General features: G+C 64.0%; 23 protein-coding genes. 2 read left to right on the forward strand and 21 right to left on the reverse strand.

Annotated features, from left to right (window positions below; translation table 11 throughout):
* Positions 1-37 precede the first annotated feature (37 nt).
* The 19 genes from GGQ74_RS03650 to GGQ74_RS03740 form a co-directional block, all read right to left on the reverse strand.
* A complete protein-coding gene (locus GGQ74_RS03650) occupies positions 38-1,189 on the reverse strand; it encodes a GDSL-type esterase/lipase family protein (RefSeq protein ID WP_167940168.1) in 1,152 nt (383 codons plus the stop codon).
* Complete coding sequence (locus GGQ74_RS03655) at positions 1,186-3,165, reverse strand: SGNH/GDSL hydrolase family protein (protein WP_167940169.1); 1,980 nt, start codon at positions 3,163-3,165, stop codon at positions 1,186-1,188. Before GGQ74_RS03655 ends, GGQ74_RS03650 begins: the two co-directional genes overlap by 4 nt.
* Positions 3,162-4,226: a radical SAM/SPASM domain-containing protein gene (locus tag GGQ74_RS03660; RefSeq protein WP_167940170.1), complete on the reverse strand. Its 1,065-nt coding sequence runs from the start codon at positions 4,224-4,226 to the stop codon at positions 3,162-3,164. The genes GGQ74_RS03655 and GGQ74_RS03660 overlap by 4 nt, the downstream gene beginning before the upstream one ends.
* Positions 4,223-5,779 carry a glycosyltransferase family protein gene (locus GGQ74_RS03665; protein ID WP_167940171.1) on the reverse strand — a complete coding sequence of 519 codons (1,557 nt, stop codon included), beginning with the start codon at positions 5,777-5,779 and terminating at the stop codon, positions 4,223-4,225. The genes GGQ74_RS03660 and GGQ74_RS03665 overlap by 4 nt, the downstream gene beginning before the upstream one ends.
* Positions 5,776-6,888: a radical SAM/SPASM domain-containing protein gene (locus GGQ74_RS03670; RefSeq protein WP_167940172.1), complete on the reverse strand. Its 1,113-nt coding sequence runs from the start codon at positions 6,886-6,888 to the stop codon at positions 5,776-5,778. The genes GGQ74_RS03665 and GGQ74_RS03670 overlap by 4 nt, the downstream gene beginning before the upstream one ends.
* Before the next feature lie 190 nt (positions 6,889-7,078).
* Positions 7,079-7,939: a methyltransferase domain-containing protein gene (locus GGQ74_RS03675; RefSeq protein ID WP_209280059.1), complete on the reverse strand. Its 861-nt coding sequence runs from the start codon at positions 7,937-7,939 to the stop codon at positions 7,079-7,081.
* A complete protein-coding gene (locus tag GGQ74_RS03680) occupies positions 7,936-8,313 on the reverse strand; it encodes a hypothetical protein (protein ID WP_167940173.1) in 378 nt (125 codons plus the stop codon). Before GGQ74_RS03680 ends, GGQ74_RS03675 begins: the two co-directional genes overlap by 4 nt.
* Entirely contained in the window at positions 8,310-9,431 is a 1,122-nt protein-coding gene (locus tag GGQ74_RS03685; RefSeq protein ID WP_167940174.1) for an N-acetyl sugar amidotransferase, read from the reverse strand. The genes GGQ74_RS03680 and GGQ74_RS03685 overlap by 4 nt, the downstream gene beginning before the upstream one ends.
* The gene (asnB, locus tag GGQ74_RS03690) at positions 9,428-11,263 is read right to left on the reverse strand and encodes an asparagine synthase (glutamine-hydrolyzing) (protein ID WP_167940175.1); all 1,836 of its coding nucleotides are present in this window, start codon (positions 11,261-11,263) and stop codon (positions 9,428-9,430) included. The genes GGQ74_RS03685 and asnB overlap by 4 nt, the downstream gene beginning before the upstream one ends.
* Positions 11,264-11,271: 8 nt before the next feature.
* The gene (locus GGQ74_RS03695) at positions 11,272-12,279 is read right to left on the reverse strand and encodes an N-acetylneuraminate synthase family protein (protein WP_167940176.1); all 1,008 of its coding nucleotides are present in this window, start codon (positions 12,277-12,279) and stop codon (positions 11,272-11,274) included.
* Positions 12,273-13,058, reverse strand: a complete 786-nt coding sequence (locus GGQ74_RS03700) for a GNAT family N-acetyltransferase (protein ID WP_167940177.1) — start codon at positions 13,056-13,058, stop codon at positions 12,273-12,275. The genes GGQ74_RS03695 and GGQ74_RS03700 overlap by 7 nt, the downstream gene beginning before the upstream one ends.
* Positions 13,055-14,140 (reverse strand): NAD-dependent epimerase/dehydratase family protein, encoded by a 1,086-nt coding sequence (locus tag GGQ74_RS03705; protein WP_167940178.1) that lies wholly within the window; start codon positions 14,138-14,140, stop codon positions 13,055-13,057. Before GGQ74_RS03705 ends, GGQ74_RS03700 begins: the two co-directional genes overlap by 4 nt.
* Before the next feature lie 4 nt (positions 14,141-14,144).
* A complete protein-coding gene (locus GGQ74_RS03710) occupies positions 14,145-15,383 on the reverse strand; it encodes a DegT/DnrJ/EryC1/StrS family aminotransferase (protein ID WP_167940179.1) in 1,239 nt (412 codons plus the stop codon).
* Positions 15,380-16,390 (reverse strand): Gfo/Idh/MocA family protein, encoded by a 1,011-nt coding sequence (locus GGQ74_RS03715; RefSeq protein WP_167940180.1) that lies wholly within the window; start codon positions 16,388-16,390, stop codon positions 15,380-15,382. Before GGQ74_RS03715 ends, GGQ74_RS03710 begins: the two co-directional genes overlap by 4 nt.
* The gene (locus tag GGQ74_RS03720; RefSeq protein WP_167940181.1) at positions 16,383-17,027 is read right to left on the reverse strand and encodes a cytidylyltransferase domain-containing protein; all 645 of its coding nucleotides are present in this window, start codon (positions 17,025-17,027) and stop codon (positions 16,383-16,385) included. Before GGQ74_RS03720 ends, GGQ74_RS03715 begins: the two co-directional genes overlap by 8 nt.
* Positions 17,028-17,490: 463 nt before the next feature.
* Positions 17,491-18,504 (reverse strand): 4-hydroxythreonine-4-phosphate dehydrogenase PdxA, encoded by a 1,014-nt coding sequence (gene pdxA, locus GGQ74_RS03725; RefSeq protein WP_167940182.1) that lies wholly within the window; start codon positions 18,502-18,504, stop codon positions 17,491-17,493.
* A gap of 167 nt (positions 18,505-18,671) precedes the next feature.
* A complete protein-coding gene (locus GGQ74_RS03730; RefSeq protein WP_167940183.1) occupies positions 18,672-18,980 on the reverse strand; it encodes an isoamylase early set domain-containing protein in 309 nt (102 codons plus the stop codon).
* Between the two features lie 53 nt (positions 18,981-19,033).
* The gene (gene glgA, locus GGQ74_RS03735) at positions 19,034-20,500 is read right to left on the reverse strand and encodes a glycogen synthase GlgA (protein ID WP_167940184.1); all 1,467 of its coding nucleotides are present in this window, start codon (positions 20,498-20,500) and stop codon (positions 19,034-19,036) included.
* A gap of 47 nt (positions 20,501-20,547) precedes the next feature.
* On the reverse strand, positions 20,548-21,003 hold the full coding sequence (locus tag GGQ74_RS03740) for an NUDIX domain-containing protein (RefSeq protein WP_167940185.1): 456 nt from the start codon (positions 21,001-21,003) through the stop codon (positions 20,548-20,550).
* A gap of 162 nt (positions 21,004-21,165) precedes the next feature.
* Here GGQ74_RS03740 and GGQ74_RS03745 point away from each other — a divergent pair, with 162 nt between their 5' ends.
* Complete coding sequence (locus GGQ74_RS03745; protein WP_167940186.1) at positions 21,166-22,065, forward strand: glycosyltransferase family 9 protein; 900 nt, start codon at positions 21,166-21,168, stop codon at positions 22,063-22,065.
* A gap of 201 nt (positions 22,066-22,266) precedes the next feature.
* On the forward strand, positions 22,267-22,575 hold the full coding sequence (locus tag GGQ74_RS03750; RefSeq protein ID WP_167940187.1) for a hypothetical protein: 309 nt from the start codon (positions 22,267-22,269) through the stop codon (positions 22,573-22,575).
* A gap of 203 nt (positions 22,576-22,778) precedes the next feature.
* Here GGQ74_RS03750 and GGQ74_RS03755 read toward each other — a convergent pair whose 3' ends face one another.
* Positions 22,779-23,399, reverse strand: coding sequence for an L-threonylcarbamoyladenylate synthase (locus tag GGQ74_RS03755; protein ID WP_245168113.1), 621 nt, complete (start codon positions 23,397-23,399; stop codon positions 22,779-22,781).
* The gene (locus GGQ74_RS03760; RefSeq protein ID WP_167940188.1) at positions 23,396-23,995 is read right to left on the reverse strand and encodes a TrmH family RNA methyltransferase; all 600 of its coding nucleotides are present in this window, start codon (positions 23,993-23,995) and stop codon (positions 23,396-23,398) included. Before GGQ74_RS03760 ends, GGQ74_RS03755 begins: the two co-directional genes overlap by 4 nt.
* Between the last annotated feature and the right edge of the window lie 465 nt (positions 23,996-24,460).

Here is a 24,460-nt window from a genome sequence, read left to right on the forward strand (position 1 = left end):
CGGAACAGCGCGTTGATGATGCGCTTCGCCATGGCCTTCAGTCTTGCGAGCATGTCGCCGCCTCCTTGCCTGCGGTGAAGAGCCCGGCGAGATGCGCGCCCACAAATCCGGCGCGGCTCTCGTTGCCTCGGGCGGAAAAGTGCATGGCATCCACGAAGTTCTCAGCATCGGCCGGAAACAGCCGGTCGAAATCCAGCACGTGGCAGCCCTCGTGCCGATCGAGTTCGCGGACAATGTCGTTTATGCGATCGAGGAACGGGCGATACCATTCCCCGCCCTCCATGAGCCGCTCGGTGAGGAAGAGCGCGGGAATGTCCCGGAAGCGGCATAGCGCGACGATATTCTCGTAGTGCGAGCGGATGATGCCGTAGTCGATGCGCTGGGCGATGTGGTCCAGCGCGAACTGCGTGTCATCGCCGATGTGGTGGACCTTGTGTGAGCCGCCAAGCGTGTGGAAGCGGATGTTGAAATCCTCGTCCGACACGGCGAGCGCCGCGAAAAGCCGCACCAGTCCGGACCAGCGCGCCGAGCGCGGCAGCCTGTCGCGCACCTCGGCCACGCACAGCGGGCGGATGGAATGCGCGAGGTCCGGCCGCACCCCCTTGGGCGGAACGTCCGTGTACAGAAACGGCGTGATGTCGTTTATGCCCTGATAGACCACCACCACATGCGGCCGCAGGAAGTCGGCCCATGCCGCCAGCCGCGTAAAGGACTGGAAGCTCGTGAAATTGCCGACCCCGGCGTTGAACACCTTCACCCTGCGGCCCGTGCGCCGGGTCAGCTCGTCCTGCAGGAGCGCCGCGAAGGTCTGCGCGTTGTCGTCCACGCAGGTGTCGTAAACGGTGCTTCCCCCGGCGAGATACACGCGCAGATCAAAGGAATCGACATACTCGCGGGTGTAGTCGACACTGTCGCGAAACGAGCAGTTGTTGTGGATGCGCACTCCGCCCGCAGCCACGAAATCCGGATCCGGCTCGAAGGCCGTGAAGGGGTGGCCGCGATAGCGCATGAGCGAAGGACGCGACAGTTCACGGTCCTCCTCCGCCAATTCCCCGGCACGTCCGGTCAGCAGGTAGTCGATGAACATCCGCCTGCGACGGGGCACCACGACACGCCACAGTGCACGCGCGGCAAGTTCCACCACGCACGCGCCGCCAATCACGGCCCCGGCGAGGAGATATCCGCTCACCGCGCGCCTCCGTTCGCCAAATGCGACAGCGCCTGCAATTCGAGATCAAAGCCCGCCAGAAAGGCCATATTGCGCACATTGGCATCCCCGACGCCGCCGCCCATCCACAAATCGTGCGACAGCCCCTCCACGTGCGCGGCCAGCCCGTCGAGGGCGACACGCCCCGCATCGAATAGAGCGCCCGCATCCGCCGTACGCCAGATGGCCAGCGCAGCCAGAAGCGCCTCCATGGCCCGCTCGTAGCCCCACGCGTCGATCAGCATGGATGGGCGCGAGTGCGTGCCGTAGCGGAAGGACTCCCGCGTGTACCAGTAGATCACCGTCCGCCGCCGCACTTCCGGATCGACGGCTGCCCGGCCCAGTTCGCGCAGGGCATTTCGGACATTGTCCACGAGGCGCGCGGCGTAGGGCAGGCTCATGTCTACCTCGCGCGGCAGGGCGCGTGGGCGCTTCATGAGCACCAGCGAGGCGTAGGCCGCCGAGGAAAAATCGAAATTGCCATACTGCCCGAGGATGCCGCCCTCCCCCGCCTGCTCCAGCGCGTCCATATAGGCGCTCATGACTCGGTAGGTGTGAAACTCGGGGAAGCTCAAGACCTCGAACCAGTATTCCGGCGCAACGGTGAGCAAATCCGCCCCATGCCCGAAGAGCGGATGGGCCAACGCGCTGCGGGTGAAGCCCGTGAAGGCCTCGGCCAGCATGTCCCCGCCCGGCACGTCCACCGCCGCCGTCTCCATGAACTCCGCGAAGCACTGGCCGGGGTCCGCCTCGTCGCGGTCGATCAGGTAGTAGTCGAGCAGCGTTCCGCAGCGGCCGGAATAGGCGTCCGGGCTGACGAACCACGTCCGGTAGGCGCAGAGTCCGCCCTCCGGCGCGAAACCGTGCAACTCGGCAAGGACCGCCCCGGCGAGACGCTCGTGCAACTCCGGCGTGGGATGGCAGTAATCGACGAACGACGCGGCGTCGGCATATTCCGCCACATCCACGATTCCGGCCCCGTTGCGGACCGCGACGTCCAGCGCCGCCCGGCGTACGGATTCGCGCACCCGGTACAGCGAGGCGTCGGACTCGTAGGCCTGCGCGTTCAGTTCGCAGGCCTCCCCGTCGCGATTCGTCATCCTGCACACCCGCGCGATGTTGGCGAGATAGAGCGGCGCGTACTCCGGATGCTCGGCCAGTCCGCGCTCCAGTTCGAACCGCGCGTCCGACAGTTGCCCAAGCCCGGCAAGGGCCGTGCCCAGATTGTTCAGCGCGGCAGAGCGCACGCAAGCCTGCTCCGAGTGCGCAGCCTGCGCGAAATGCTCGCGGGCGAGGGCCCAACGTCCCTTCTCCATGGCCACGACCCCGCCGAAGAGCCACGCCTGATGCTCGCCCTGCGGCTCGTACCATCGCCCCAGGAACTCCGAGATGCGGTCCCGCACGCCCACGGTCTTGAACCATGCGGCATTGGCCAGCCCCACGCCGTGGGGAAAGTCCGGATTCGCCACGGGCACGACCACCACCGCGCGCGCACCGGTCCGGCGCACCTCGCGCAGGGCACGGTCCATGTTGCAGCGGAAATCGTCCAGCGTATTGGCCACGCTCGGCGTTTGCGGCACATCCTCGAAATGCAGTTCGCACATTCCAGCGGGCCTGCGCAGCCCGCCGGAATTCGGCACCAGCGAGCGCAAGGCCCGCCCCCAGCGCCGCAGCCCGCCGTAGCGTCCCTTGTACGCCGACGCCGCCAGTTCGTTGTTGCCGAGGTAAAACACCACGGCCGCACCGGGACCTATCTCCCCGGCACCGGAGAGGTCATGAATCAGCGCGGCGGCGTCCGTGCTGGTGAAGCCGGGGACGGCGCAATTCACGGCCTCGACCGGGCCGCGCCCCGCGTCGCGGAGCAGCCCGACCAGCCGCCGGGGAAAGACCTCACGCCCAAGGCCGATGCCCGACGCCGAGGAATCCCCCACGAACCAGAGCTTGCGTGGTTCGCTCATTCGTTCCTTCCAAGTTCGTCTTCGACCATGAGCCCGCCCGTGGTGGTATGCGACACGCAGCGCAGGCAGTATTCGTTGTCCATATAGCGATGGGCCATATGCATCCGGCGAAGTTCCGAGAACTTCGGGGAATTCCACGCCTCGCGAACACTGACGGCATTCAGGTCGCCAAGGTTCAGCCCCTCCCAGCCGAATACGTAACCGCAGGGCAGGGCCTGCCCGTTGTAGCGCACGTACATTCGCTGGTTGATCTTGGCGCACCGGAAGTCACGCTGCGCCGCCTGTTCGCCCTGTGTGGGCAGGCTGTTTTCAAAGTCCATGATCTCGTAATCGAGCAGGTTCTGAATGGAAAAGTAGTCCGCAACGTGCCGCCAGAAACCGATGAAATCCGCCAGTTCGTCGCGGTTGGCGTCCAGCTTGAGAAAGCTCACGCGCAGCAGGGGAAACACGGAGCCTGCGGCCTCGCGCCGTTCCAGAAAGCCGAAAATGTTACGCAGCAGGCGATAGTAATTCCCGCCCTTTCGCACGGCGGCATAGGTCTCGGGCCGGATGGCGTCCACGGAGACCTCAAGGCGCGTCAGTCCCGAGTCGATGAGCTGGCGCGCCATGTCGTCATCGAGCAGCATGCCGTTGGTGCCCACGCGGATATCCATCACGCTGTGCTGCCGGGCGTAGGTGATCATGTCCACGAGGTCCGGATTAAGCAGGGATTCGCTCTCGAAGCCAAAAGTCATGGCGGGCAGCCCGTGCTCGTGCCCCTCGTCCACCAGCCGCCGGAAGAGGTCCGGCTTCAGAAAGCCGTGCCTGCCGCCGGAATCCGGATGTAAGTTCGTGGAGAACAGGCACATGCGGCAGCGCAGGTTACAGAAGTTGTTGGTCTCGAAATCGAGGCTCAAGGGAAACTCGGGAATGCGCCGTCCATCCTGCGCGGCGTACCAGTCGCGGCGGTAGTCGTCGTACGCCTGCCCGAACTGGGCGCGAAAGATGGCGTCGATGTCCTTGTAGGCGATAAGGCGCACCTGATCGGTGGGTTCGTGATGGCTGTAGGCCAGTTCGCTCATGATCGTCCTCCCGGCAAAGGATTCTTCGCATTGCGGGGCACACCGCCGCCCGCCCGTTTCGCGGCCAGAAGACGCGCCGCCTGCGCGCCGAGTCCCAATCCGTTCATGCACACGGCGCGAAGCTCTTCGAGTGCGGGCACCTCCACCCCAAGGGGACCGGCCAGAATGACCGCCCGATTGAGGATATCCAGCGCGGCCTTATGCTCGCCCGCCTCGATGTGGGCCACCCCGGCATGGACAAGCGCGTCCAACGCCACGAACCGCCCGCTGGCCAGCGCCGAGCGCAGATGCGGATCGTCATAGGCCAGTCGCTGGGGACGCTCGCCCTGAAGCCCGGCCAGAAACCGCGCGATGTCCGCCGAGGGCACATAGGGCCGCGTGCCATCCAGATGCCCGGTCTCGATGTTGAACACGTCGAGCAGCACCGTGCGCATGCGCTCCGTCATCACGAAAGGCATCGGCTGTGCGATGTGCCGGGAAATGAGTTCCGGGATTTCTGCGATGTCCGCACGCAGGGTCGATTCCCAGCCCGAGTCGTGAAAGTAGAAATTCGGGTTGGCGGGATTTCGCCCCTCGCCATAGAGTTCCTCGGACGTAACGAACACCGAGGGCACCCCCTGCAGGCAGGCTTCCGCAAGGCAGGTTGACCCGTAATGCAAAAACAGCCCGGCCCGCACGAGCAGATCGACGATGCGCACCGGCTCGCTGACGTAGACGATGTTCCCCATGCGCGAAAAAGCCTCGGCATAGGGATTGTGCCCCTTGCGCCCGAAGATGATGTGCTCCACCGGGTGACTCTTGACCACGATGAGCGCGTGCGGGTTGCGGTAGGCCGCGCGAAGAATGGCGTCGATCCACATCTGCCGGAACACTCCGCAGCGCCGCGCGCCCTCGATGCCCGCCGCCAGCTCCTCACCAGCGTCCGGGGCGTTCACATCGATCAGGTCGCCCGCGTTGACGATGTCCTGCGCGCTGTAGTCCGCAAAACAGAAGTTGGTGATGAACAGCGCCACGTGGCTGCGGGGCCGCGCATCGAGCCGCGCGGCATGATGCGCGGGAAGCGTATCCTCCGCTCTGTCCCACGGGCGGAAATGGACCTCGTAGGGCGGATAGCCGAACACGCGGATACGCTCCGACGAGGACAGCCTATCCGTTCGCACAAGCTCCTGCCCCGTCAGCTCGGCAATCTTGCGGCTCCAGAACATCTCATAGTCCACGAAGTCCGGGCCGTAGTTCTCCATGCCCACCAGCCACGTGTTCTTGTTGGCGTTGCGGTAGTCGAGCTGCCCCTCCGTGCGCAGGCACAGGTTGAAGCACCCGAAGATATGCTTGAGCACATAGGAGCGCACGGACGTGGTCCGCGCCGTGTACGGGAAGGACACCAACGCGTTCGGCGCATAGGCGATCATACGGCGCATGTAGTCCGCATCGTTGTAGGCGAATGTCCGCATCTCGCAATCCGGGGCCTCGCGTTCGAGGTGGGTGCGGATGGCGTCCATGGTCGGGGCCTCACGTTCCGGCTTGTTGAGGATGGCCGCTATTTTGAAGCTCATGCCGCCACCATCTTCCCGGTTCGGGGGCAGACCTCGCCGCCCCGGCAGTCCAGATAGCGCAGGAGCGGGCTGTTCAGCCCGTGCTGACGCACCACCTGCGCGCGAAGAAGCCCCATGAACACCTCGGAGCACTCATTGTCGTTCTCGTCCACGCCGCAATCCGTCTCGCGGCACAGGCGCAGGTCGAGCCTTCGCCCCTCGCCGACGAGCTTTCGCAAAACATGGGCACGCTTGCCGTGCCAGATGTCGTAGAGGCTCGTCTCGCGGACGTTGCCCATGGGATACAGCCCAGCGTAGTCGCAACAGCACGGGTGCACGGAACCGTCCCACCCCACCAGGAGCCGCTGCCACGGCGAGGCGCAGAAGGCCGAGGCGTCGTGAGCGGGGACATGCTCCGCGAAATTGGACAGCATCTCGCCAATGAGGATGCGATCCGACAACGGACCGAAGATGCGCAGGAACTCCGCGCGCTCCTCCGGGGTGAACCATGTGCCCACGGCGTTGATGCGCACCTTGGGGTAGCTGGCCCCATTGCGGCGCTTGATCTGCGCCAGCAGTCCGAGGCGGGAGACGAGCTCGTCGAACACGCCGGGACGGCGCACGCTGTCGTAGGTGCTGCCCACGCCGTCGGCGGAAATGACGATGTAATCGGTACGGGTGCGAACCAGCAGCTCCATGAGCCGCTCGTCCAGCAGCAGGCTATTGGTCAGGAAGGATATGCTCCCGTCGTAGACCGAACGGGCGTGGTGGAGCATGCGGGCGAACTCCGGGTGCAGCAGGCATTCGCCCCGCCACGACAGGCGGATCGAATAAGGCCTGCGCCCCGCCACCTCGGCCATGACTCTCTCGAAGAGCGGAAAATCCATGAAACCGTGGGAAATGTCCTTGCGCACGGTCTGGAAGCACATGGGGCACGCAAGCTGGCACACGGAGCACGTCTCGATATCCACATGCTCCGGAAAGCGCGACACCCGACCAAGGCGCGGTAGCCACCTCCAGCGCAGACGATGCATGAGATATCCGGCGGGCCTGCGCTGCGTCAGCGCATAGTGCATCTCGCTGCGCAACGTCCCGGCATAGCTGATGTTCGGATCTATCTTGAAGGCCATAACATCCTCCACCTCACCGAAACAATTCACGTTATTTGCCACAGGCGATACGCCTCGACACAGGCGACACCTCTCACAACGCAAGCAACTTACATTCCCCCTTTCCAAACAGGCGCAATTGTCATGTGTTATATGACGAGCACAACAATCCTACAGTGTAACCCCGTGCCATGTGCCAGAAATGCAACGCTCAGACCGCCCACCACGCGGGGCCAAGGCGGTCCGGCTCCAGAAACGCGCGAAGGGTGTACTTGCCACTCGGCTCGTTGACGCGCTCGATGGCGAGCGGCGCGAAACCGGCCCGTTCGGCCATGATGGCCACGGACGCGCACGAGAAGACATGCAGATGCTCCACGAAAAACTCCTCGCGCCATGGGCCGTCGGCCAGCGCCGACACGCCGTCCGGCACTTCGAGGTACACGAAGCCACCGGGTGCGAGCTTCTCCCCTGCCGCGGCGAGCATCGCCACCGGGTCCGCCACATGTTCCAGCACCTTGTTGAAGGTAATGGCATCGAAGCCCTCAAGCCCCGGTAGCGTCAGAAAATCTCCGCACACGGCCAGCACCCCGGCCGCCTTTCGGGCATGGGCCACCAGCCGCTCGTCCGTGTCGAGGGCCATGCAGTTCCAGCCTGCCTGCCGCATGGCATGGGGAAACACGCCAAGGCCGGAGCCGACATCCAAAAGCCTCAAGGCCGCGCCCGAGGGGTCGCTGCTGCGATAACGTGCCTCCGCAAAGGAAATGATGCGCGCCACCCGCCACACGTTGTCGGACCGCTCCGGCGGCAGGGACACGATGCGCGTGAACGCCTCCTCCAGTCCCTTTTCGCCGCCGTAGGTCATGTCCACGTAGTCGCGCTCGTAGAGGTCCGAAATGTCCATGCGCATCCGCGCGAGGAAATGTCCGCAATACCCGCAACGCCACATTTCCCGCAGATACTCGCCCTCGAAGTGAAAACGCGTTTCGCCGTCTGGCGGTGCGTCGAAGAGGAACTCCCGACGGAAGCGCTCGCCGCCGCACAGGCATTTCAACCCATGGCCCACTCCGGTCACGGCTTTCCCTCCCTTCCGAGCGTAGCCAACGCCTCGGGATCGTCGAGACGACACACCACCCGGAGCGATTCCGAATGCAGATACGCCGCGAAATCGTCCTCGCTCCCATCCTCCACCAAGAGGACAAAATGCCGCCCGAGGGTGTTGACCACCAGCACGGGCCGCAGCCCGAAACCGGCCAGCCTGCCGTTGAGCGACGGCGTGGCGTAGAAGCCCCACGACTTGCGCGCCACGTCGTATTCCGCCCCGGACTCGGTGACGAAGGTCACCTGCTCGTCCGGGCCAAGGGCGATGTTCGCGCAATCGCTCATGGTCACGTCGTCGCGGATGCCGGTTCGGAACCGGCGCGGGGGGTCCCTGCGTTCGATCTTCATGTCCACTCCCAATCCGGCACGATGAAGTCCGGGATGGTCCAGCGCCCGTCGTGGCGTGTCCACACGTCCGGATTGCGAAAGCGCTCCGCAATCCGAAAAAACTCCTCGGGCGATATGCGCATGAAGGCCGAAGCCGCCTCGATGTCCTCGCGGGGCATCTCGTCGCCCCGCCGGGCTATCTCGGCCAGGGCCTCGCCCCGCGTCATGCGGCCATTGCGGATTTCCAGCGAAAGATTGTCGAAGGTCCGGGTAAAGCCGAACTTGTACCACTTGAGCCAGTGATGGACGGCGATGAATTCGTCATCCACATCGGCGTAATCGTAGAACCCTGTGCGCGCTCCGTCCGCGCTTGCGGAAAATCCGCTCCCGCTCGCCACCCGGCGCACCGCCTCCGGGTCCCACGGGAAATACCAGCCGAGGAACACGGCCCGCAGCCCCTTCGCCTCCAAATCATCCGGCGACGGCCCGAAGTACGGCGTCAGGTCGCGGGCGCTCAGCCCTTCGCTGCCTATCCAGTCCTCGGCGGTGGTCCCGTGCATGACGCCGTGGCGCGCCAGCCAGCCGGAGGTCAGCCGCTCGCCCATGTGCAGCCCATCGGGCGAGCCGTACTCCAGCGCGGAGTTCTCTCCCCACACCACGAGGGGGATGGACATACGCAGCGCCATGGCCAGCGGAATGCCGAAGATGGCCATGTGCATCGGCAGCCCCGGCGTCCCGAAGCGCCGAAACGCCGCGAGCATAAACCGGCTTTCCACGTCCGGATTCACGGTAAAGTCGATGTGGTCCACGCCAAGGCGGACGAGGTTGTCCAGATTGGCCTGCCCAAGGGCCGTGCGCCCCGGCGGACGCCATGTCACACACAGCGGTTTCAGGCCGTGTTCCAGACAGGTCAGCACCTGCCAGTGGCTATCCTTGCCGCCGCTCACGGGGATAAGCGCGTCATAGCCGGGGCCATCGGACCGCACGGATTCGCACAGCCGCCCGAAGGCCCGCGCCCGCTCGGCCCAGTCCACTTCGGGCCGCAGGCCATGGGTGCGGCAGGCGTTGCACACGCCGTCATCGCCGATGACGATGCCGGGCCGGGTATCCGGCAGCACACACCGCGCACACCACCTCATGACGCATACTCCTCAAGGAACATCTTCACCCCCAGAAAGGCGAACAGGAACTTGCTCTCGCTGTTGGGCAACGCCCCCGGACGATCCAGCAGCTCCGCCACGGCCTCGCGCCGCACCACGTCGAACACCGGGCCATCCGCGAGCAATTCGGCCCGGACCTCCGGGTCGTCGCGGTCAAGGAATGAAAACACCGGCGCGTTGAAGCCCACCTTGCGCCTGTCGTCGAGGATGTGATCCGGCACGATGCCGCGCATGGCATCGCGCAGCACGGACTTGTTGAACCCGTCGCGAATGAGGTGGCGGGTGGGAATGCGCCCGCACATCTCGAAAAGCCCCCGGTCGAGGAATGGCGAACGGTTCTCGATGGAGAAATACATGGCGTTCAGGTCGTCCTCGTGCAGGATGACGGGCACAGCCTCGTGGAACAACTCGTTCAGCATGCGCATGCGCAGCAGGTCCGTATCGTGCGAAACCTCGGTGAAGGGTTCCTCGAACGGCTCGCGCAGGCGCGCCGAAAAATTGGCCGCATCCAGATAGATGTGCCCGCGCTCGCCGGGGTTCTTCACGAACACCTCGGGATCGCGCAGCACGGGATTGCGGACGATCGGCTCCACATGCCGCCGCCAGTTGCGCAGGGATTCGGCGAACAGCGCGGGGTCGTCGCGCACGGCGTGCAGGTACAGGGCGTGGTGGTCGTAGTAGCCGGAAAACAACTCGTCCGCCCCGGTGCCGCTAACGGCGATGCGGTAGCCGTTCGCGGCCACGGCGCTCATGAGCAGCCAATGGGCGTAGTATGTGATGGTGTAGACCGGCGCGTCGTGCTGACGCACCAGTTCGCGCAGAAGCGGCAGGAAGTCGTCCGTGCGCACGGGCACGGCGGTATGCCGGATGCCCAGCTCATCCACGGCCCGGCTCACGGAATCCCACTCCGCGTAGCGCTCGTCGGTGTTGACGATGGTGAAGCCGTGCACGTCGTAGTCGAACACCGTGCGGGCGATGGAGATGAGGCTATTCGAATCCACACCCCCGCTCATGCAGAAGGCCAGCGGCACATCGGCCCGCAACCGTAGGCGCACCGCCTCCAAAAGCGCATCGCGCGCACCGGTCACGGCCTCTGCGCGGCTCATGCCTTCGTCCGGCTCGATGCGTGGCATCCAGTAGCGGGCACGTTCCTCGCGCCCGTCTGCGTAGCGCGTCAGAAGCCCGGCGGCGGGCAACTCCTCCACGCCGAGGAAGAACCCGGCCGGAGTCTTGTAGAGGGACTTGTAGCCGTTGACGAGGAAACGCCGCAGGTGCTCGCGATTCACGGGAAAACGCCTGCCGCACAGCGCTTCGAGGAATTTCACCTCGGACGCGAAATACAGCCCGGTGTCGTCGCGGCAGAGGTAGAGCGGCTTTTCGCCGAACCTGTCGCGCGAGAGGACGAGGGTGCCGTCACGCCTATCGAGCACGGCAAAGGCCCACATGCCTTCCAGCCTGTCCAGCGCGTCAAGGCCCCACGCGCCAAGCGCCCGCGCAAGCACCTCGGTGTCGCTTCGCGTACGGAAGGCGCGGCCCTCGGCCTCCAAAGCGGCGCGCACCTCAAGGTAGTTGTAGATTTCCCCATTCACGGCGAGCACCAGCCCATCCACGGAAAACGGCTGATTGGCGCGCTCGTCGAGGTCGATGATCGCCAGCCGCGAATGCAACAGGCACAGGTTCATGCGCGGCGAGACGGCGGCGCGGTACACACCGGCGGCGTCCGGACCGCGACGGCGCATGCGCTCAAGGCATGTCCGCACGGCTTCGTCGCCGATGACCCGCGTTCCGTGGTATCCCGCAATGCCGCACATGTGCCCTCCTAGGCTTCCCACTCCATGTCCGCTGGCAAAAGCATTTCGCCCCGCCGCACGGCCCGCGCCAGCACCCGCCCAAGCACCACGTCCTCGTCGCCGGGGCGCACTCCGCCTCCGGGCCGCACCCAGTCGATATGCTCCCACCCGATGCGGCTGCCCGCCTCCAGATCGCAGGCCGCCACCACGGAGCGCGTGAAGGCGTCCAGGTTGCCGGCCTCGCAATGCTGAAGCTCCTTCAGCCCCGTGCCGAGCATGATTTCCGCCTCGCGGATGCGCCCCACCATTCGCGCGAAATCCGCCGGGTCCGCAGACAGGGCGTGATCGCGAAAGTCCGAGAAGTTGCGGTCGATGGTGAAATGCTTCTCCACGATGCGCGCTCCGCAGGCCACGGCAAGAATCGCGGCGGCGATTCCAAGCGTGTGGTCGGAATATCCCGGCGTGACCCCAAGCCCGGCCAGCGTCGTCACCGCCCGCAGGTTGGCCTGCTCCGGCGGCGTGGGATAGGCGCTCACGCAGTGCAACGCGGCGATGCCTCCGTCACAGCTGCGCTCCTGCCGGATGATGCCGATGCTGCGGCGCACGGCCGCGAGGTCGGCAAGCCCCGTGGACAGAAGCACCGGCTTGCCCGTGCGCGCCACGGCCCGCAGCAGGGGCACGAAGCCATTGTCGCCCGAGGCAATCTTGAACGCGGGCACCAGTTCATCGAGAAACATCGCGCTTTCGATGTCGAAGGGCGTGGACAGAAACGCCACGCCCTCCGCCTGCGCGGCGCGGGCCAGCCTGCGGAAGTCGTCGTACCCGAGGGCAAAGCGCGAAAGCTGCGCGATGCGCGCCGTCTGCACGCCACTCACCAGCCGCTCGGGCACGATGGTCTGGAACTTCACGGCGTCCGCCCCCGCAGCGGCGGCAAGACCGATCATCTCCTCGGCAAGCGCCACGTCGCCCTCGTGATTGTTGCCGATCTCGGCGATGATGAAGACGCGGTCCGCCGTGTCGGCCCCGCCGATCAGCATTCGTCCCCCTCCTTCGGAACCGACACGCCGCCGTGATAATGGAACACGCGTTCCACGGCGACGGAACGGAATCCCGCCTTGCGATAGCAGGCCATGGCCGGTGCGTTCTCGGCCTGCGTGACCGTGCGCAGAATGGAAAAGCGCCCCAGTTCGCGGCTGGCATGGGCCATCATCGCCCCCGCGACGCCAGCCCCTCGGGCCTGCGCCGCCACGGCCACGAGGTCGAGAACGAGGTCACTCCCGCGACAGAAGAACAGGGCGAAACCAACCACCGCCCCGCCATCCTCGGCAACGACCATGGCATCCCCCCGGCTGCCCACGAAGAAGTTCGCGGCCCACTCCTCCTTGAGGGCATCCGCCGCCGCGCGCGGGATGAAGGGGTCCCGGTGGAAGCGCGACCATGTGAAGCTCTCGCGGGCGATGCGCCGCACGGCCTCCTCATCCTCCCCACGGGCCATGCGCACGGATATTGCGCCACTACCCGCAGGAAAGTCCTCATCCAGGCGACGCTCCATGGTCACCGCCGTGACCACGGGCAGAAAGCCCAGATGCCGCAGCACGCACGCGGTGCCGGCCGCATCGGCCAGAATGCGCGTCCATGCGAACACGGACTTCATGCTCAAAAGCGCGCCAAGAGCGCTACGGATGGCCACCGCGTCAAGCCCCGAAAGCAGGCAGCCATCCACCACGAACGCCGGTCTGCCCAGCCGCCGCGCCAGCCACTCGTCACGGCGGACAAGGTCGGCGGCGTTGCAGACCAGATCGTCCCGCAGGCTCATTGCCGCGCCTCCGGCGGCAGCATTCCCGGCAGCACCGTTGCCGAGGTGAGGCGCGAACCGCCATTTCCATCGGCGTACATATGCTTGTACCACTGGATATACTTCACGAATCCCCGCTCAAGCGGCCATTCGGGGCGATAGCCGATCAGTTCGCGGGCCTTGTCCACGCACAGCGTTCCCCGGTCGGGCGTCAGGTTGTCCTTGGGCACATAGCGCACCCGCGCGCCGGGGAAGTGCTCGCGGACGAGGTCGGCCATGTTCCCCAGCGAACGCGATTCGCCATAGGTGATGTTGAATATCTGATTGCGGGAATTCTCGTTCTCCAGCACACACAGCATGCCGTTCACGAAGTCGTCGATGTAGGTGAAGTCGAGGCGGTCCGATCCGTCGCCAAGCACGCGAATCTCGTCGCCGCGCAGAGCGCTCTCGATGAATATCTGCCCCACCCGGCGGCTCACGCAGCGCTCGCCATAGAGCGCCGAGGGCCTGATGATGGTGTATGGCAGCCCAAACGCCTGATTGTAGGCGATGACGAGCTTCTCCCCGCCGAACTTGAGCGCGCCGTAGATGCCGAGCGGCTCGCACTGGGTGTCCTCCATCACCGTGCCGGTGCGGAAATGCCCGTAAACCATGCTGGACGAGAAATAGATGAAGTGCTCCACCCTATCGCGCGAGCAGTCCAGCGCGTTTTCCAGCGTGCGGAAGCTGTGGTCGAAGGTGCTGTAGGGGTCCTTGTTGGACTTGTTGGCATGGGCCACCGCCGCCAGTTGCACCACCACCTGCGGGTCGATGCGGGCGATGAGCTTGGAGAGCGCGTTGTAGTCGCGGCAGTCCTGCACGAAGAGTGGAATCCCCGCCTGTCGCAGCAGGATAAGGCGGGCGTTGAGCATATCGAGGTAGATGTCGCGGTTTGGGACATCCGTGGCGGTGGAGGCGAAGGTCAGGAGGTTGTTGATCATGAGGCTGTCGATGATCGACACCTCAGCACCCAGCGCCCGAAGCCGCAGGGCGAGATTGTGGCCAATGAACCCGGCGCCGCCGATGAGGGCGATGCGCCTGCCTTTGAAGGGAATGAGGGTCATGACGTTACAACTCCTTGACAGCATTGCTGAACGTTTCGGCAACGTATTCCATGTCGCCGACGCCGAGATGCGGCCCCACGGGCAGCGCCACGGACGAATCGCTTACGGCGCGGGCGTTGGGAAACTCTCCGTCCCGCCAGCCGTATTTCTCCCTGTAGTAGGTCAACCGGGGCACCGGATGCGGGTAGTAGACGCTGAATCCGATGCCCGCCTGCCGAAGCGACGCGGCCAGATCGGGCCGACGCGCCGACAGTGGCCCCTCAAGCACCACGCTCAGGCAGTAGTGGCTCGACTGCGCGCCCGCCCCGATTGCGGCCCCGGCTTCGCCGCCAAATGTGCCGCCGGACACGCCGCCGGACGTGCCACCGGACACGCCGCCTGATGTTTCCCCGGACACGCCGCCGAGGACGCGCACATTCTCAAGGCTTCCCAGCCCCTCCGACAGCACCCGGAAATTCTCCCGCCGCCGCGCGAGCATCTCGTCCACCCGCTCCAACTGGGCCAGCCCAAGGGCGGCCTGCAACTCGCTCATGCGGCAGTTCATGCCCAGCATGTCCACGTCGTACACGCCGGGCATGCTGCGGTCGGCGTGGGTCCTGTCCACGCCAAAGGCCCGCTTTCGCGCCACGGTGACGGCGGCATCGGCATCCCGTGTCACAAGCATGCCGCCCTCGGCCGTCGTCAGATGCTTCACCGGATAGAACGAAAAACATCCCGCATCGCCGAACAGGCCCGCATGCACGCCGTCGAGGCGCGTTCCCACGGCAAGGGCGCAGTCCTCCACCACGCGCAGGTCGTGCCGCCGCGCAATGTCCATGATGGCCGCCATGTCACACGGCACGCCGAGGAAATGGACCAGCGTAATGCCGCGCGTGTTCGGCGTGATGGCCGCCTCCACCGCGACGGGGTCGATATTTCCGCTCGCATCGCAATCGACGAACACGGGACGCGCTCCAGTCAGCTCGATGGCATGGGCAGTGGCCACATGCGTCATGGCCGGGCAGATCACCTCGTCCCCCGGTCCCACGCCAAGGTGGAACCACGCCATGTGCAGCGCGGCCATGCACGAGCTCATGCTCACGCAATGCGCCCCGTCGCCCATGAAGGATGCGAACCGCTTCTCGAAGGCCGAACAGTGCGGACCATGCGTCAGGATGGGCCCGTCGAGCACCGTGGCCACGGCTTCGCGCTCGCGATGCGTCATCCACGGCCTGCCGAATGGAATCTCCCTGCGTTGCGTCATGCGTATTCGATCTCCGTTTCGCTGTTGGTCGCCACCGCCTGGTCGCATGCCACGCACACGCTCACGGCGGCGAACATGTCATCCGTATGCTTGCCGATGTCGGCGTCCGTGCGCACGGCATCCACGAACCACGGCACAAGGGCCGATGCGTCCTCGGGGCGGGAGGACTCGTGCAGTCGCACCGGCGGTCGATCCGGACTGCGGCTTGCGTACATCCGCGCCCCCGCGTCGTCGAAATGGAAGGTGCCGCCCGTCCCGTAGACGCGAAACACGTGCTGATGCGGCTGCACGCATCCGAAGTTCGCCGTCAGCCGCCCCACAACTCCGGACGGGAAGCGCAGTTCCGCCGCGCTGAAGTCGTCGAAGCCCATCGCGCGCGAGGCCGTGCAAATCCTGTTGCCCGTGGCACGAACCGTGTGCGGACGCTCGCCAAGCACCCACAGCATGAGGTCCGCCATGTGCACCCCGCCGCCAAGCATGACCGAATAGTCCCGAATTCCGCCGCGCCACCCGCCCGTGATCTTCTCCAGACGGCCATAGAGATACTCGGCGTCCACCGCGTAAGGAGTCCCGTAGGCCCCGGCCTGCACGTCGTCGCGCACGCGGCGATACAGCGGCGCGGCCCGTAGCACGAGGTTCGACGCCAATTTCACCCGCCCGCCGTGCGCCGCCCACGCGACGCGCAGGGCATGCAGCTCGGCGATGGTGCGACACATGGGTTTCTCGACGAACACGTGCCGTCCGGCCTCCAGCGCGGCCAGCGCCTGCGCGAAGTGCGCATCGTCCGGGCTGGCCACCACCACCAGCTCCACCTCGGGATCGGCGAGGATGGCGTCGAAATCCCGCGCATGGCCCCCTGCACCGAGTTCCTTGGCCAGGGACCGCGCCCTGTCGACGTCCGGGTCGCACAACAGCCGCAACTCGCAGCCGCAGGAGCGCAACGTGTCCGCATGGCGCGCTCCCACCCCAAGCCCGGCCACCGCCGCGACAGGTCGTCCATCAGCCACACCTGTTCTCCCCAGCTGCGGCCACCGCGTCCTCAAGCCGATGAATGTCGGCGAGCGTATCCACGGTGTAGCTATCGCCCCCGTCGGGAATGCGCTCCGGGTTGGGAACGTTAACGATCCTATAGTGGTCGGGATGATTGTAGAAATGCAGCGTTACATGCTCGCGCTCGGCAGGCGTGAGCACCCTGCCATCAACAGCCATGAACGCCGCAGAACGCACCAGCTCCGCCGAGAGGCCGCGCGGGAATGTGCGGGGGAAGACATTGGTCACGATGTCGGCCTGCGCCGGGTCCGCATGGTGAGCCAGCGAGCCAAGAAGGTCTGGACGGATGAGAGGGCTGTCCGCGCACACGCGGTAGAACCAGTCGCACGGATACTCGGCAAGGCAGCCCCGGAACCGCTCGAAGACGTTGTCGAGCGGACCGCGATGCACGCGCACGCCAAGCGTGGCCGCATACCCGGCCAACGGGTCGTCGGTGAATTCGGTGCTAGTGGCCACGGTGATGCGCGAACGGGGGATGACCCGCGCCACGCGTTCGATCACATGATGAAGAAGGGGAAAGCCTCGAAACGGAGCCAGAACCTTGCCCGGAAACCTGCTTGAACTCATGCGTGCCTGAACGAATGCTCTAAACATGCGAATTACCTACCGAACGAGGTTGAAGAGTACAGATTGAAGCGCAAATGTCGCATCTGACACCACTGTATTGCATGTAGCAAATTGTGTGTGTCATTTCAACGTGGCGCATCAATTTCCCCTTATATCAACGCACTACATCACACACCACCAACTCACCGATTTACTGTACGTTTTCATATCAGCGACAATGAGCATAAAGCGTACCCATTGCATGCTCGCCAATCATTTCAATCCGCTACATGAATCATCCACGTCCAATGCGGCAAAAAACAGCAATGGTCCCCACCAGCCGTCAATTTTCGGGCAATTTGATACGCTGATGCGCAATAAAAAAAATTCAGTGATCAAGGCGGACAGGCGACACGACGCAGAGACGAACGTGCCAAAAGGCATAAAAAAACGCCGGGGCGGTCATCACCACCCCGGCGTTGAAAAGCCGTGCGTCACAATGGAAAAACGATCAGGAGCGCGATTTCTCCGCGCCAAAACGCCCCCGTACGAGGCGTTCGGCCCAGTCAATGGCGGCGCGCAGACTGCCGAGGTCGGCCACGTCGTGCCCGGTGATGTCGTATCCGGTGCCATGATCGACGGAGGTGCGCACCACGGGCAGACCGAGGGTCACGTTCACCGCCTCATAGAAATGCAGGAGCTTCAGGGGCGCGAGGCCCTGATCGTGGTACATGGCCAGAACGGCGCTGTAGCGCCCCTGCGCGGCGAAGTGGAACACCGTGTCGCCGGGCAGCGGCCCCGCGACGTCAATCCCCTCGGCACGGGCCTCGTCCACGGCGGGACCGATGATCTCGATCTCCTCGCGGCCGATCTTGCCGGATTCGCCAGCGTGGGGATTGAGCCCACATACGGCGATGGGCGCATCGTCCACGCCAAGGGCGCGCACAAGCTCGCGCGTCAGCCGCAGGCACCGCAGGACGCGCTCGCGCGTGATGAGCGCGGGAACATCCGCCAGCCGGGGATGTGTGGTGACGAGGCTGACACGCAGACGCGGTCCGCCCAGATGCATACACACATTGTCGCGCCCAACGCCAAGGCGTTCGGCGAAAAATTCCGTATGGCCGGGAAAATCGAAACCCGCGTCCTGAAGCATGGCCTTGTTCAGCGGACAGGTGACCACGCCATGCGCCTTGCCCGCCAGAAGGAATCCGCAGGCGGCTTCGAGCGTCAACCCGGCGGCCCTTCCGCCCTCGGGATGGGGCTGGCCCGGTTGCATGACGAAGTCCTCAAGACCTTCGGGAACCACGAGCACCACGGGCTTGTCCGGGCATTCGCCGGGATCGGACACCCGCGTCCAGAACGGCGCGATGCCAAGCCGCCGCGCATGATGCGCAAGCGCCGTCTCTGGCCCGATGAGCACGAGCCGCGAGGACGGCAACTCGCCGGAACCGAGCAGGCGACAGACCAACTCCGGTCCCAGTCCATTAGGATCGCCAAGTGTGAGCAGAAGCGTTTGTTCAGTCATGACGGGGGAGCATACGCAAGGCAAACCCCGCAGTCCAGCGCCGAAGACCGCGCCGACTGCGGGGTATGAAAGAGTGCCTGGTCCGAGGAAAATCCGCGTCCTTCACGACGGGCGAAAGCGCAGCGCGCCACGCCCGCAACCTGTCGCCACAGAGCCGACCCGCCGCGTCAGGTCGTCACCACGGAGTTGTCGCAATTGCCGAACGTGCTGCGCACGTAGGCATCGGCTTCCCCGTCGTTCTCCCAACGGGTCTTGTCGATGAGATAGCGATACTGGAACGAACGCCCAGTTTCGAGTTCGAGCGTCAGCGTATAGTCGCCGTTCTTCAGTCGCTTCATCGGCGTAGACTTCTCGCTCCAATTGTTGAACTCGCCGACGAGGGAAACGTGTTTCGCCCCATCGGCGGATTCCTTCGGAACGCGAAACGTGACCTTGCATACGGGTTTGCTTCTCAAATACATCTTTTTCAGGGACATATCATTCCTCCTTGGGCATCACCCCGTACATTACATCATTTTTGGGGTGAGGTTCAAGCGTCAGGCATGCTCACGCCCAACTCGCGGTACACATCCATATACCCCCGCGCGGAATCCTCCCACGAAAAGCTGGCCTGCATGGCCCGTGAACGGATGCGATTCCACACACCCGGCTTCTCCCAGATGGCCAGCGCCTCCATAATGGACCGCAGAAACGAACTGGGATCGCCCGCCGTGAAGGTGAAGCCCGTGGACCCGAAACGCGGATGCGGAACGATGGTGTCGCGAAGCCCGCCGACGGAGCTGGCCACCGGCACGGTGCCGAAACGCAGGGAATACATCTGCGTCAGCCCACACGGCTCGTAGCGCGAGGGCATGAGAAAAATGTCGGTCCCAGCCTGAATGTAATGCGCCAACTCCTCGGTGTACCCGATGCGTGCGGCAAGACGGCCGGGATAGCGCTCCATGAGCTCCATGAGTTGCGCCTCGAACTCGAGGTTTCCCTCGCCAAGCACCACCACGCCAACGCCGATCTTCATGAGCGCGGGCAGAATCTCGATGAGCAGGTCGATGCCCTTCTGCCGCCGCAGACGTCCAATGAAGCCCAGAAGGGGCCGCTGCGCCACCACCGGGTCCATGCAGTACTCGCGCAGCAGATGCTCCTTGCAGATGCGCTTTCCCTTCATGTTCGCCGAATCATAGACATGGGGCAAAAACTTGTCGGACGACGGGTCCCACACGTCGTAGTCCGCACCGTTGATGATGCCCGTCAGCCGCTCCGAACGGTGGCGGAGGATGCCGTCCAGCCCGCAACCGAATTCCGGCGTCTGTATCTCAAGGGCATACGACGGGCTGACGGTGGTCACACTGTCGGCATAGGCGATGCCCGCCTTGAGCATGTTGAAATCACCCCAGAATTCCGCGCCGTCCATGTTCCACGCATCCGTAGGTAGGCCGGACTCCCAGAACAGGCGCGAAGAATAGCGCCCCTGAAAGGCCAGATTATGGATGGTGAGGACGGTCTTCACGTCCTTCCAGAAGGGGTCCATCTGTCGCCAGAAATGGAGATAGGCCACGGTCATGGCGGCCTGCCAATCGTGTGCATGGACGATGGCCGGGGGCCTGTCGAGATACTTGCACCATTCGAGGGCGGCCCGACAAAAGAACACGAAGCGCTCGCAGTTGTCGAAATAGTCGCCTTTGTGCGTGTTGTAATAGAAACGGCGATCGAAATACTCGCCGCGCCCGATGAAGTAGACCGGAACGCCCTGATACTCCGCGCTGTAGACCTCGGCGGTGATGGGCGGCCACGGAAAGCCTACCGGAACATCGGAATGCAGAAGATGGATGGGATAGCCCCCCGTGGCAAGCCGCCCATAAAAAGGCGTCACCACGGCCACATCCACCCCCTTGCGCGCCAGCGTGGGAGGAAGCGCACCCAGAACGTCCGCCAGACCACCTGTCTTGGAAAATGGGTAGATCTCGGACGTCACATGCAGCACCAGCGGCCGATCAGACATCAATCACCCGTACCCGGCCTCCGCCGGGAAGTCTCCGAAGCAGTGCGTCAACGCCGGCCGACGAGCCGTGCCCGGAAATCCTCGATTATCCGCGCATGGTCGAAGGCCAAAGGCGTAGGAAGGGATTCGAGCGGGAAAAAGCTGGCCGCACCGGCGTCATCGCCCGCGCAGAGCGCATCGGGATCCGCCGTGCGTCCGGTGAAGACCACGCTCAAGGTATGCATGCGGGGGTCGCGCGCAGGATCGGAATAGACACCAAGCAACCCCGTCAGTTCGACATGCAGCCCGGTTTCCTCGTACGCCTCGCGAACGGCCGCCTGTTCGACCGTTTCGCCGCAGTCCACGAAACCGCCCGGCAAGGCCCATCCAGACGGCGGATTCTTCCGCTCCACCAGGACGATCCCAAGACCGGGCTCATGAATGACAACGTCAACCGTGGGGACCGGATTGCAGTATTCCTCAATGACCCCGCCACAATGAGGACAAGACGCGATTTTGAGCATATCTTGCGTTCTTCGAAATTTTCCTGTCTTCTCTGTTACGTTGCGCGCACACCGCGCAGCCGCCACAAAAGGTCTCCAGCAGCAATGGGAACCAAGCAAGTATACAAAGATGTAAGCCATATGCAACGGCAACTCAAGGTCATTCTGCTCGGATGCGGAGGCATGGGCGATTTTCTATGCGCATGGCCCGCCATACGCTCGATCGCCCTACATTATGCGCCACAAAGCATCATCCACGCCGGGAAATCGGAGCATGCGGAATGGCTTGCGCCACTTGGCATTGCCAAGCCCGGCATGGCGCTCGCCGACGCGGTGATGCGCCTGCACGCCGGACACAACACGCTCCCCACGCCAACGCGCATCCTCCGGTTCGGACTGGAGACGCCGCAAACCGCCATGCCCGTCGATCACCACACGGAATTTATCCCCGGCATCGACCCCGTCGGACACATCCACGTACGCGAAGCATATCTGCGCGCCATCGCCGATCTCGGCATCGCCCCTCGGCACGACTGGGCCGAGGCCTTCCGCGAGCTGTTTGCGACCAACGAATGCTCTCCGGCAGAAAAACTGCACGCCCTCGTCTTTCCGGGGGCTGGGCATCCAGCCAAGCGATGGAGCCTCGTCAAATTTTTTGAACTGGGCAAAAGGATAAAACACTTCGGGTTGGAGCCGATTTTCGTCCTCGGACCTGCCGAGCGCGAGCAAGGGCTCGACGCCGCCGGATTCCGAAGCGTCACGCCATCCACGCCGGGTGAACTGCACGCCCTGATGCGCACCGCCCGCGTGGTCATCGGCAACGACTGCGGCCCCATGCACCTTGCCGGAATGCTCGGCCTGCCGGGAGTGGCCCTGTTCGGCCCCGTACCGCGCCACACATGGGCTCCCGCCCATCCGGTGCGCTCGCTTGCAGCCACGATTCCCTGCCGCCCCTGCACCCTCACGACCCGCCACATCCCCTGCCGCCACGAGGCTCCCTGCATGCAGGCGCTGGACGTCGAGAACGTCTGGCGGGAATTCCTCGACGTGTTGAACGAAACCCCAAAGTTCCGAACGCCATAACGACAAAAGCCAGCTTCCCGGGGGCGCAACCCGAAGAAGCTGGCTTTTGCAAAACAAAGAAGGATGATTGGGTATTAGCAACATGCGGGCCAAACCAGACCACGGCCTTCATTTTTCAATTTATACCTTGAAATACAACGTGTTGCACAACTCAACATTTTCAGAACTCGCTGGTTTCTCCGCCAAAACTGGTCAAAAAACTTGAACCGTTCCCCCGAATCCCCGCCATTTGCCCCGTTTCCGGTCAAAGCTTTTGAACCACCCGCCACACAGGGCGAAAGCCCGATGCGCCAAACGCCACAAAAAACAAAAACCGGCTTCCCGGGGGGCGCAACCCGAAGAAGCCGGCTTCTGCAAAACAAAGAAGGATGTTTTGGTATTAGCAACATGCGGGCCAAACCAGACCACGGCCTTCATTTTTCAATTTATACGTTGAAATACAACGTGTTACACAACTCAACATTTTCAGGACTCGCTGGCTTCTCCGCCCAAACTGGTCAAAAAACTTGAACCGCTCCGAGAATCCCCAGCGTTTACCCCATTTCCGGTCAAACTTTTTGAACCGTCGCCCCAAACGCCTTTCGCAACGGGGTAATTTCGGCGCCGATTCGCGTCGGGCGGGGAAGCCCGCTTCCGCGAAACGATACGACAAGGCCCCCGCACATACGCACGGGGGCCTGCTTCATGAAAGGACTGCCACTCGGGCAAAAGGATCAGATCACGCGCCGGACGGTGAAGCCCACGGCCTCCAGCCGCTCCACGGAGACAGCCCCCTCGCGATAGACCGCGAGCCGCCCCTCGCCCTCGACGCCAACCACGGTGGACGGCAGGCCACCCGCAGGCCACGGGCGCTCATCGAGCACGAAGTCCGCACCCGCGCAAAGTCCGGCATCGAGCTGACCGGGCACGCACACGGCGGGCTGACCGCTGATGTTGGCGCTCGTCGCCACGATAGGCCGTCCGGTCCGACGCGACAGTTCGGCCGCAACGGGGTGCGGCGTGACACGCACGGAGGTCAGGCCACGGCGGTCCTGAATCTGGGCGGGAAGGCCCGCACGCGCGGGAACCAGCACGGACAGCGGACCGGGCCAGAAATGTTCGGCGAGGACGGAAATCTCCTGCGGGGACCAGTCCGTCACCAGGGAAAGCTGGGCGGCATCGGCCACCAGCAGGGGAAGCGGCTTGGACGGATCACGCCCCTTGAGGGCATAGACCCGCGCCGCAGCGGCGGCATCCAGACCGTCGCAACCGATCGCATAGAGCGTCTCGGTGGGATAGACCAGCACGCCCCCGTCGAGAATCACCCGACAGGCGCGCTCCATGGCGGAATTCATCTCGTGCACCACTCGTCAACCATCTTGTCCAATGTTTCGGAATCGTACGTAGGCTGGTCATACATGCCCTTGGCCATGCGCTGACGATAGGCCTCGTACAGGGTAACCGCCGCAGCCACGGAAACATTCAGGCTCTGCACCATGCCCTGCATGGGAATGTAGACCTGATCCGCGGCCAACCTGTCCAGTTCGGCATCCACCCCGCGGTGCTCGTTGCCGAGCATGATGACCGTGGGCAGCGTGAGGTCGCAGTCCATGAGCGGACGCGCCGTCTCGGAAAAGCCGGTGGACAATATCTGATAGCCCTCGGCGCGCAGGCCGCCAATGAGCGCCTCGGCATTGGTATGCCGCTGGCACTCCACCCATTTCTTGGCGGAGCCGGACGCCTTGCGCCCAATGTTCGGAAAGGCCGTGTCCGTATAGTAGAGGTGCACGCGCGGAACCCCGAAGGCGTCGCAACTGCGCAGGATGGCGGAAACATTGTGAGGATCCCATATATTGGCGAGTATGAGCGATAGATCGTTCTGCCTGCGCTCAAGAACCGAGCGCATCCTGTCCCTGCGTTCCGGGGTACGGCACTGTGCGAATTTCCTCATCCTGCTCCTCGCTGTTGGGGTGCGCGGCCAGCGGCCATCCTCATGTTCGGTGCGATTCGTACACTTTTTCCTCGAAAATGAAAATCGCCGGAAACGCAACCAGCTCTGTCGCCAACCATGAGACATGAAGCACGCCAATGCCAAGCGGGCATCCATCACCACACCGCTCGACAGGCCGACACGCTCCCGCAGCAGAACGTTCCCTACAGAGAACACACTTCTTTCCGGAAAAAACGGCCAAGCACGGATGTTTCTGCCGATCGTCCTACAAGCGGCACCACGTCACACCTTGCGCAACTTTTCACAACTGTCAGGATGCCGTCAAAAGCAAGGCAATCACTGCATTACGGAAAAAAAGCGGCACAATTGGATTGATTTTTTCGGGATTAGCTGACAAAAGACTTTCACCGCCAATTGTTCTTTTTTTCTCAAGACCTGTGCTTTCGTTTCGCCTGGAAGGTGCCC

Origin of the sequence: Desulfobaculum xiamenense (genome assembly GCF_011927665.1) — a bacterium.
GTDB lineage: Bacteria > Desulfobacterota > Desulfovibrionia > Desulfovibrionales > Desulfovibrionaceae > Desulfobaculum > Desulfobaculum xiamenense.

Coding starts and splice junctions, on each gene's coding strand:
- GGQ74_RS03760 (WP_167940188.1), bottom strand. CDS start 23,995: ATGAGGAAATTCGCACAGTGCCGTACCCCGGAACGCAGGGACAGGATG.
- GGQ74_RS03660 (WP_167940170.1), bottom strand. CDS start 4,226: ATGAGCGAACTGGCCTACAGCCATCACGAACCCACCGATCAGGTGCGC.
- GGQ74_RS03710 (WP_167940179.1), bottom strand. CDS start 15,383: ATGACGCAACGCAGGGAGATTCCATTCGGCAGGCCGTGGATGACGCAT.
- GGQ74_RS03695 (WP_167940176.1), bottom strand. CDS start 12,279: ATGCTGATCGGCGGGGCCGACACGGCGGACCGCGTCTTCATCATCGCC.
- GGQ74_RS03700 (WP_167940177.1), bottom strand. CDS start 13,058: ATGAGCCTGCGGGACGATCTGGTCTGCAACGCCGCCGACCTTGTCCGC.
- GGQ74_RS03655 (WP_167940169.1), bottom strand. CDS start 3,165: ATGAGCGAACCACGCAAGCTCTGGTTCGTGGGGGATTCCTCGGCGTCG.
- GGQ74_RS03680 (WP_167940173.1), bottom strand. CDS start 8,313: ATGAAGATCGAACGCAGGGACCCCCCGCGCCGGTTCCGAACCGGCATC.
- GGQ74_RS03705 (WP_167940178.1), bottom strand. CDS start 14,140: ATGACCCTCATTCCCTTCAAAGGCAGGCGCATCGCCCTCATCGGCGGC.
- GGQ74_RS03685 (WP_167940174.1), bottom strand. CDS start 9,431: ATGAGGTGGTGTGCGCGGTGTGTGCTGCCGGATACCCGGCCCGGCATC.
- GGQ74_RS03745 (WP_167940186.1), top strand. CDS start 21,166: ATGGGCGATTTTCTATGCGCATGGCCCGCCATACGCTCGATCGCCCTA.
- GGQ74_RS03730 (WP_167940183.1), bottom strand. CDS start 18,980: ATGTCCCTGAAAAAGATGTATTTGAGAAGCAAACCCGTATGCAAGGTC.
- pdxA (WP_167940182.1), bottom strand. CDS start 18,504: ATGACTGAACAAACGCTTCTGCTCACACTTGGCGATCCTAATGGACTG.
- GGQ74_RS03720 (WP_167940181.1), bottom strand. CDS start 17,027: ATGTTTAGAGCATTCGTTCAGGCACGCATGAGTTCAAGCAGGTTTCCG.
- glgA (WP_167940184.1), bottom strand. CDS start 20,500: ATGTCTGATCGGCCGCTGGTGCTGCATGTGACGTCCGAGATCTACCCA.
- GGQ74_RS03665 (WP_167940171.1), bottom strand. CDS start 5,779: ATGAGCTTCAAAATAGCGGCCATCCTCAACAAGCCGGAACGTGAGGCC.
- asnB (WP_167940175.1), bottom strand. CDS start 11,263: ATGTGCGGCATTGCGGGATACCACGGAACGCGGGTCATCGGCGACGAA.
- GGQ74_RS03755 (WP_245168113.1), bottom strand. CDS start 23,399: ATGAATTCCGCCATGGAGCGCGCCTGTCGGGTGATTCTCGACGGGGGC.
- GGQ74_RS03740 (WP_167940185.1), bottom strand. CDS start 21,003: ATGCTCAAAATCGCGTCTTGTCCTCATTGTGGCGGGGTCATTGAGGAA.
- GGQ74_RS03670 (WP_167940172.1), bottom strand. CDS start 6,888: ATGGCCTTCAAGATAGATCCGAACATCAGCTATGCCGGGACGTTGCGC.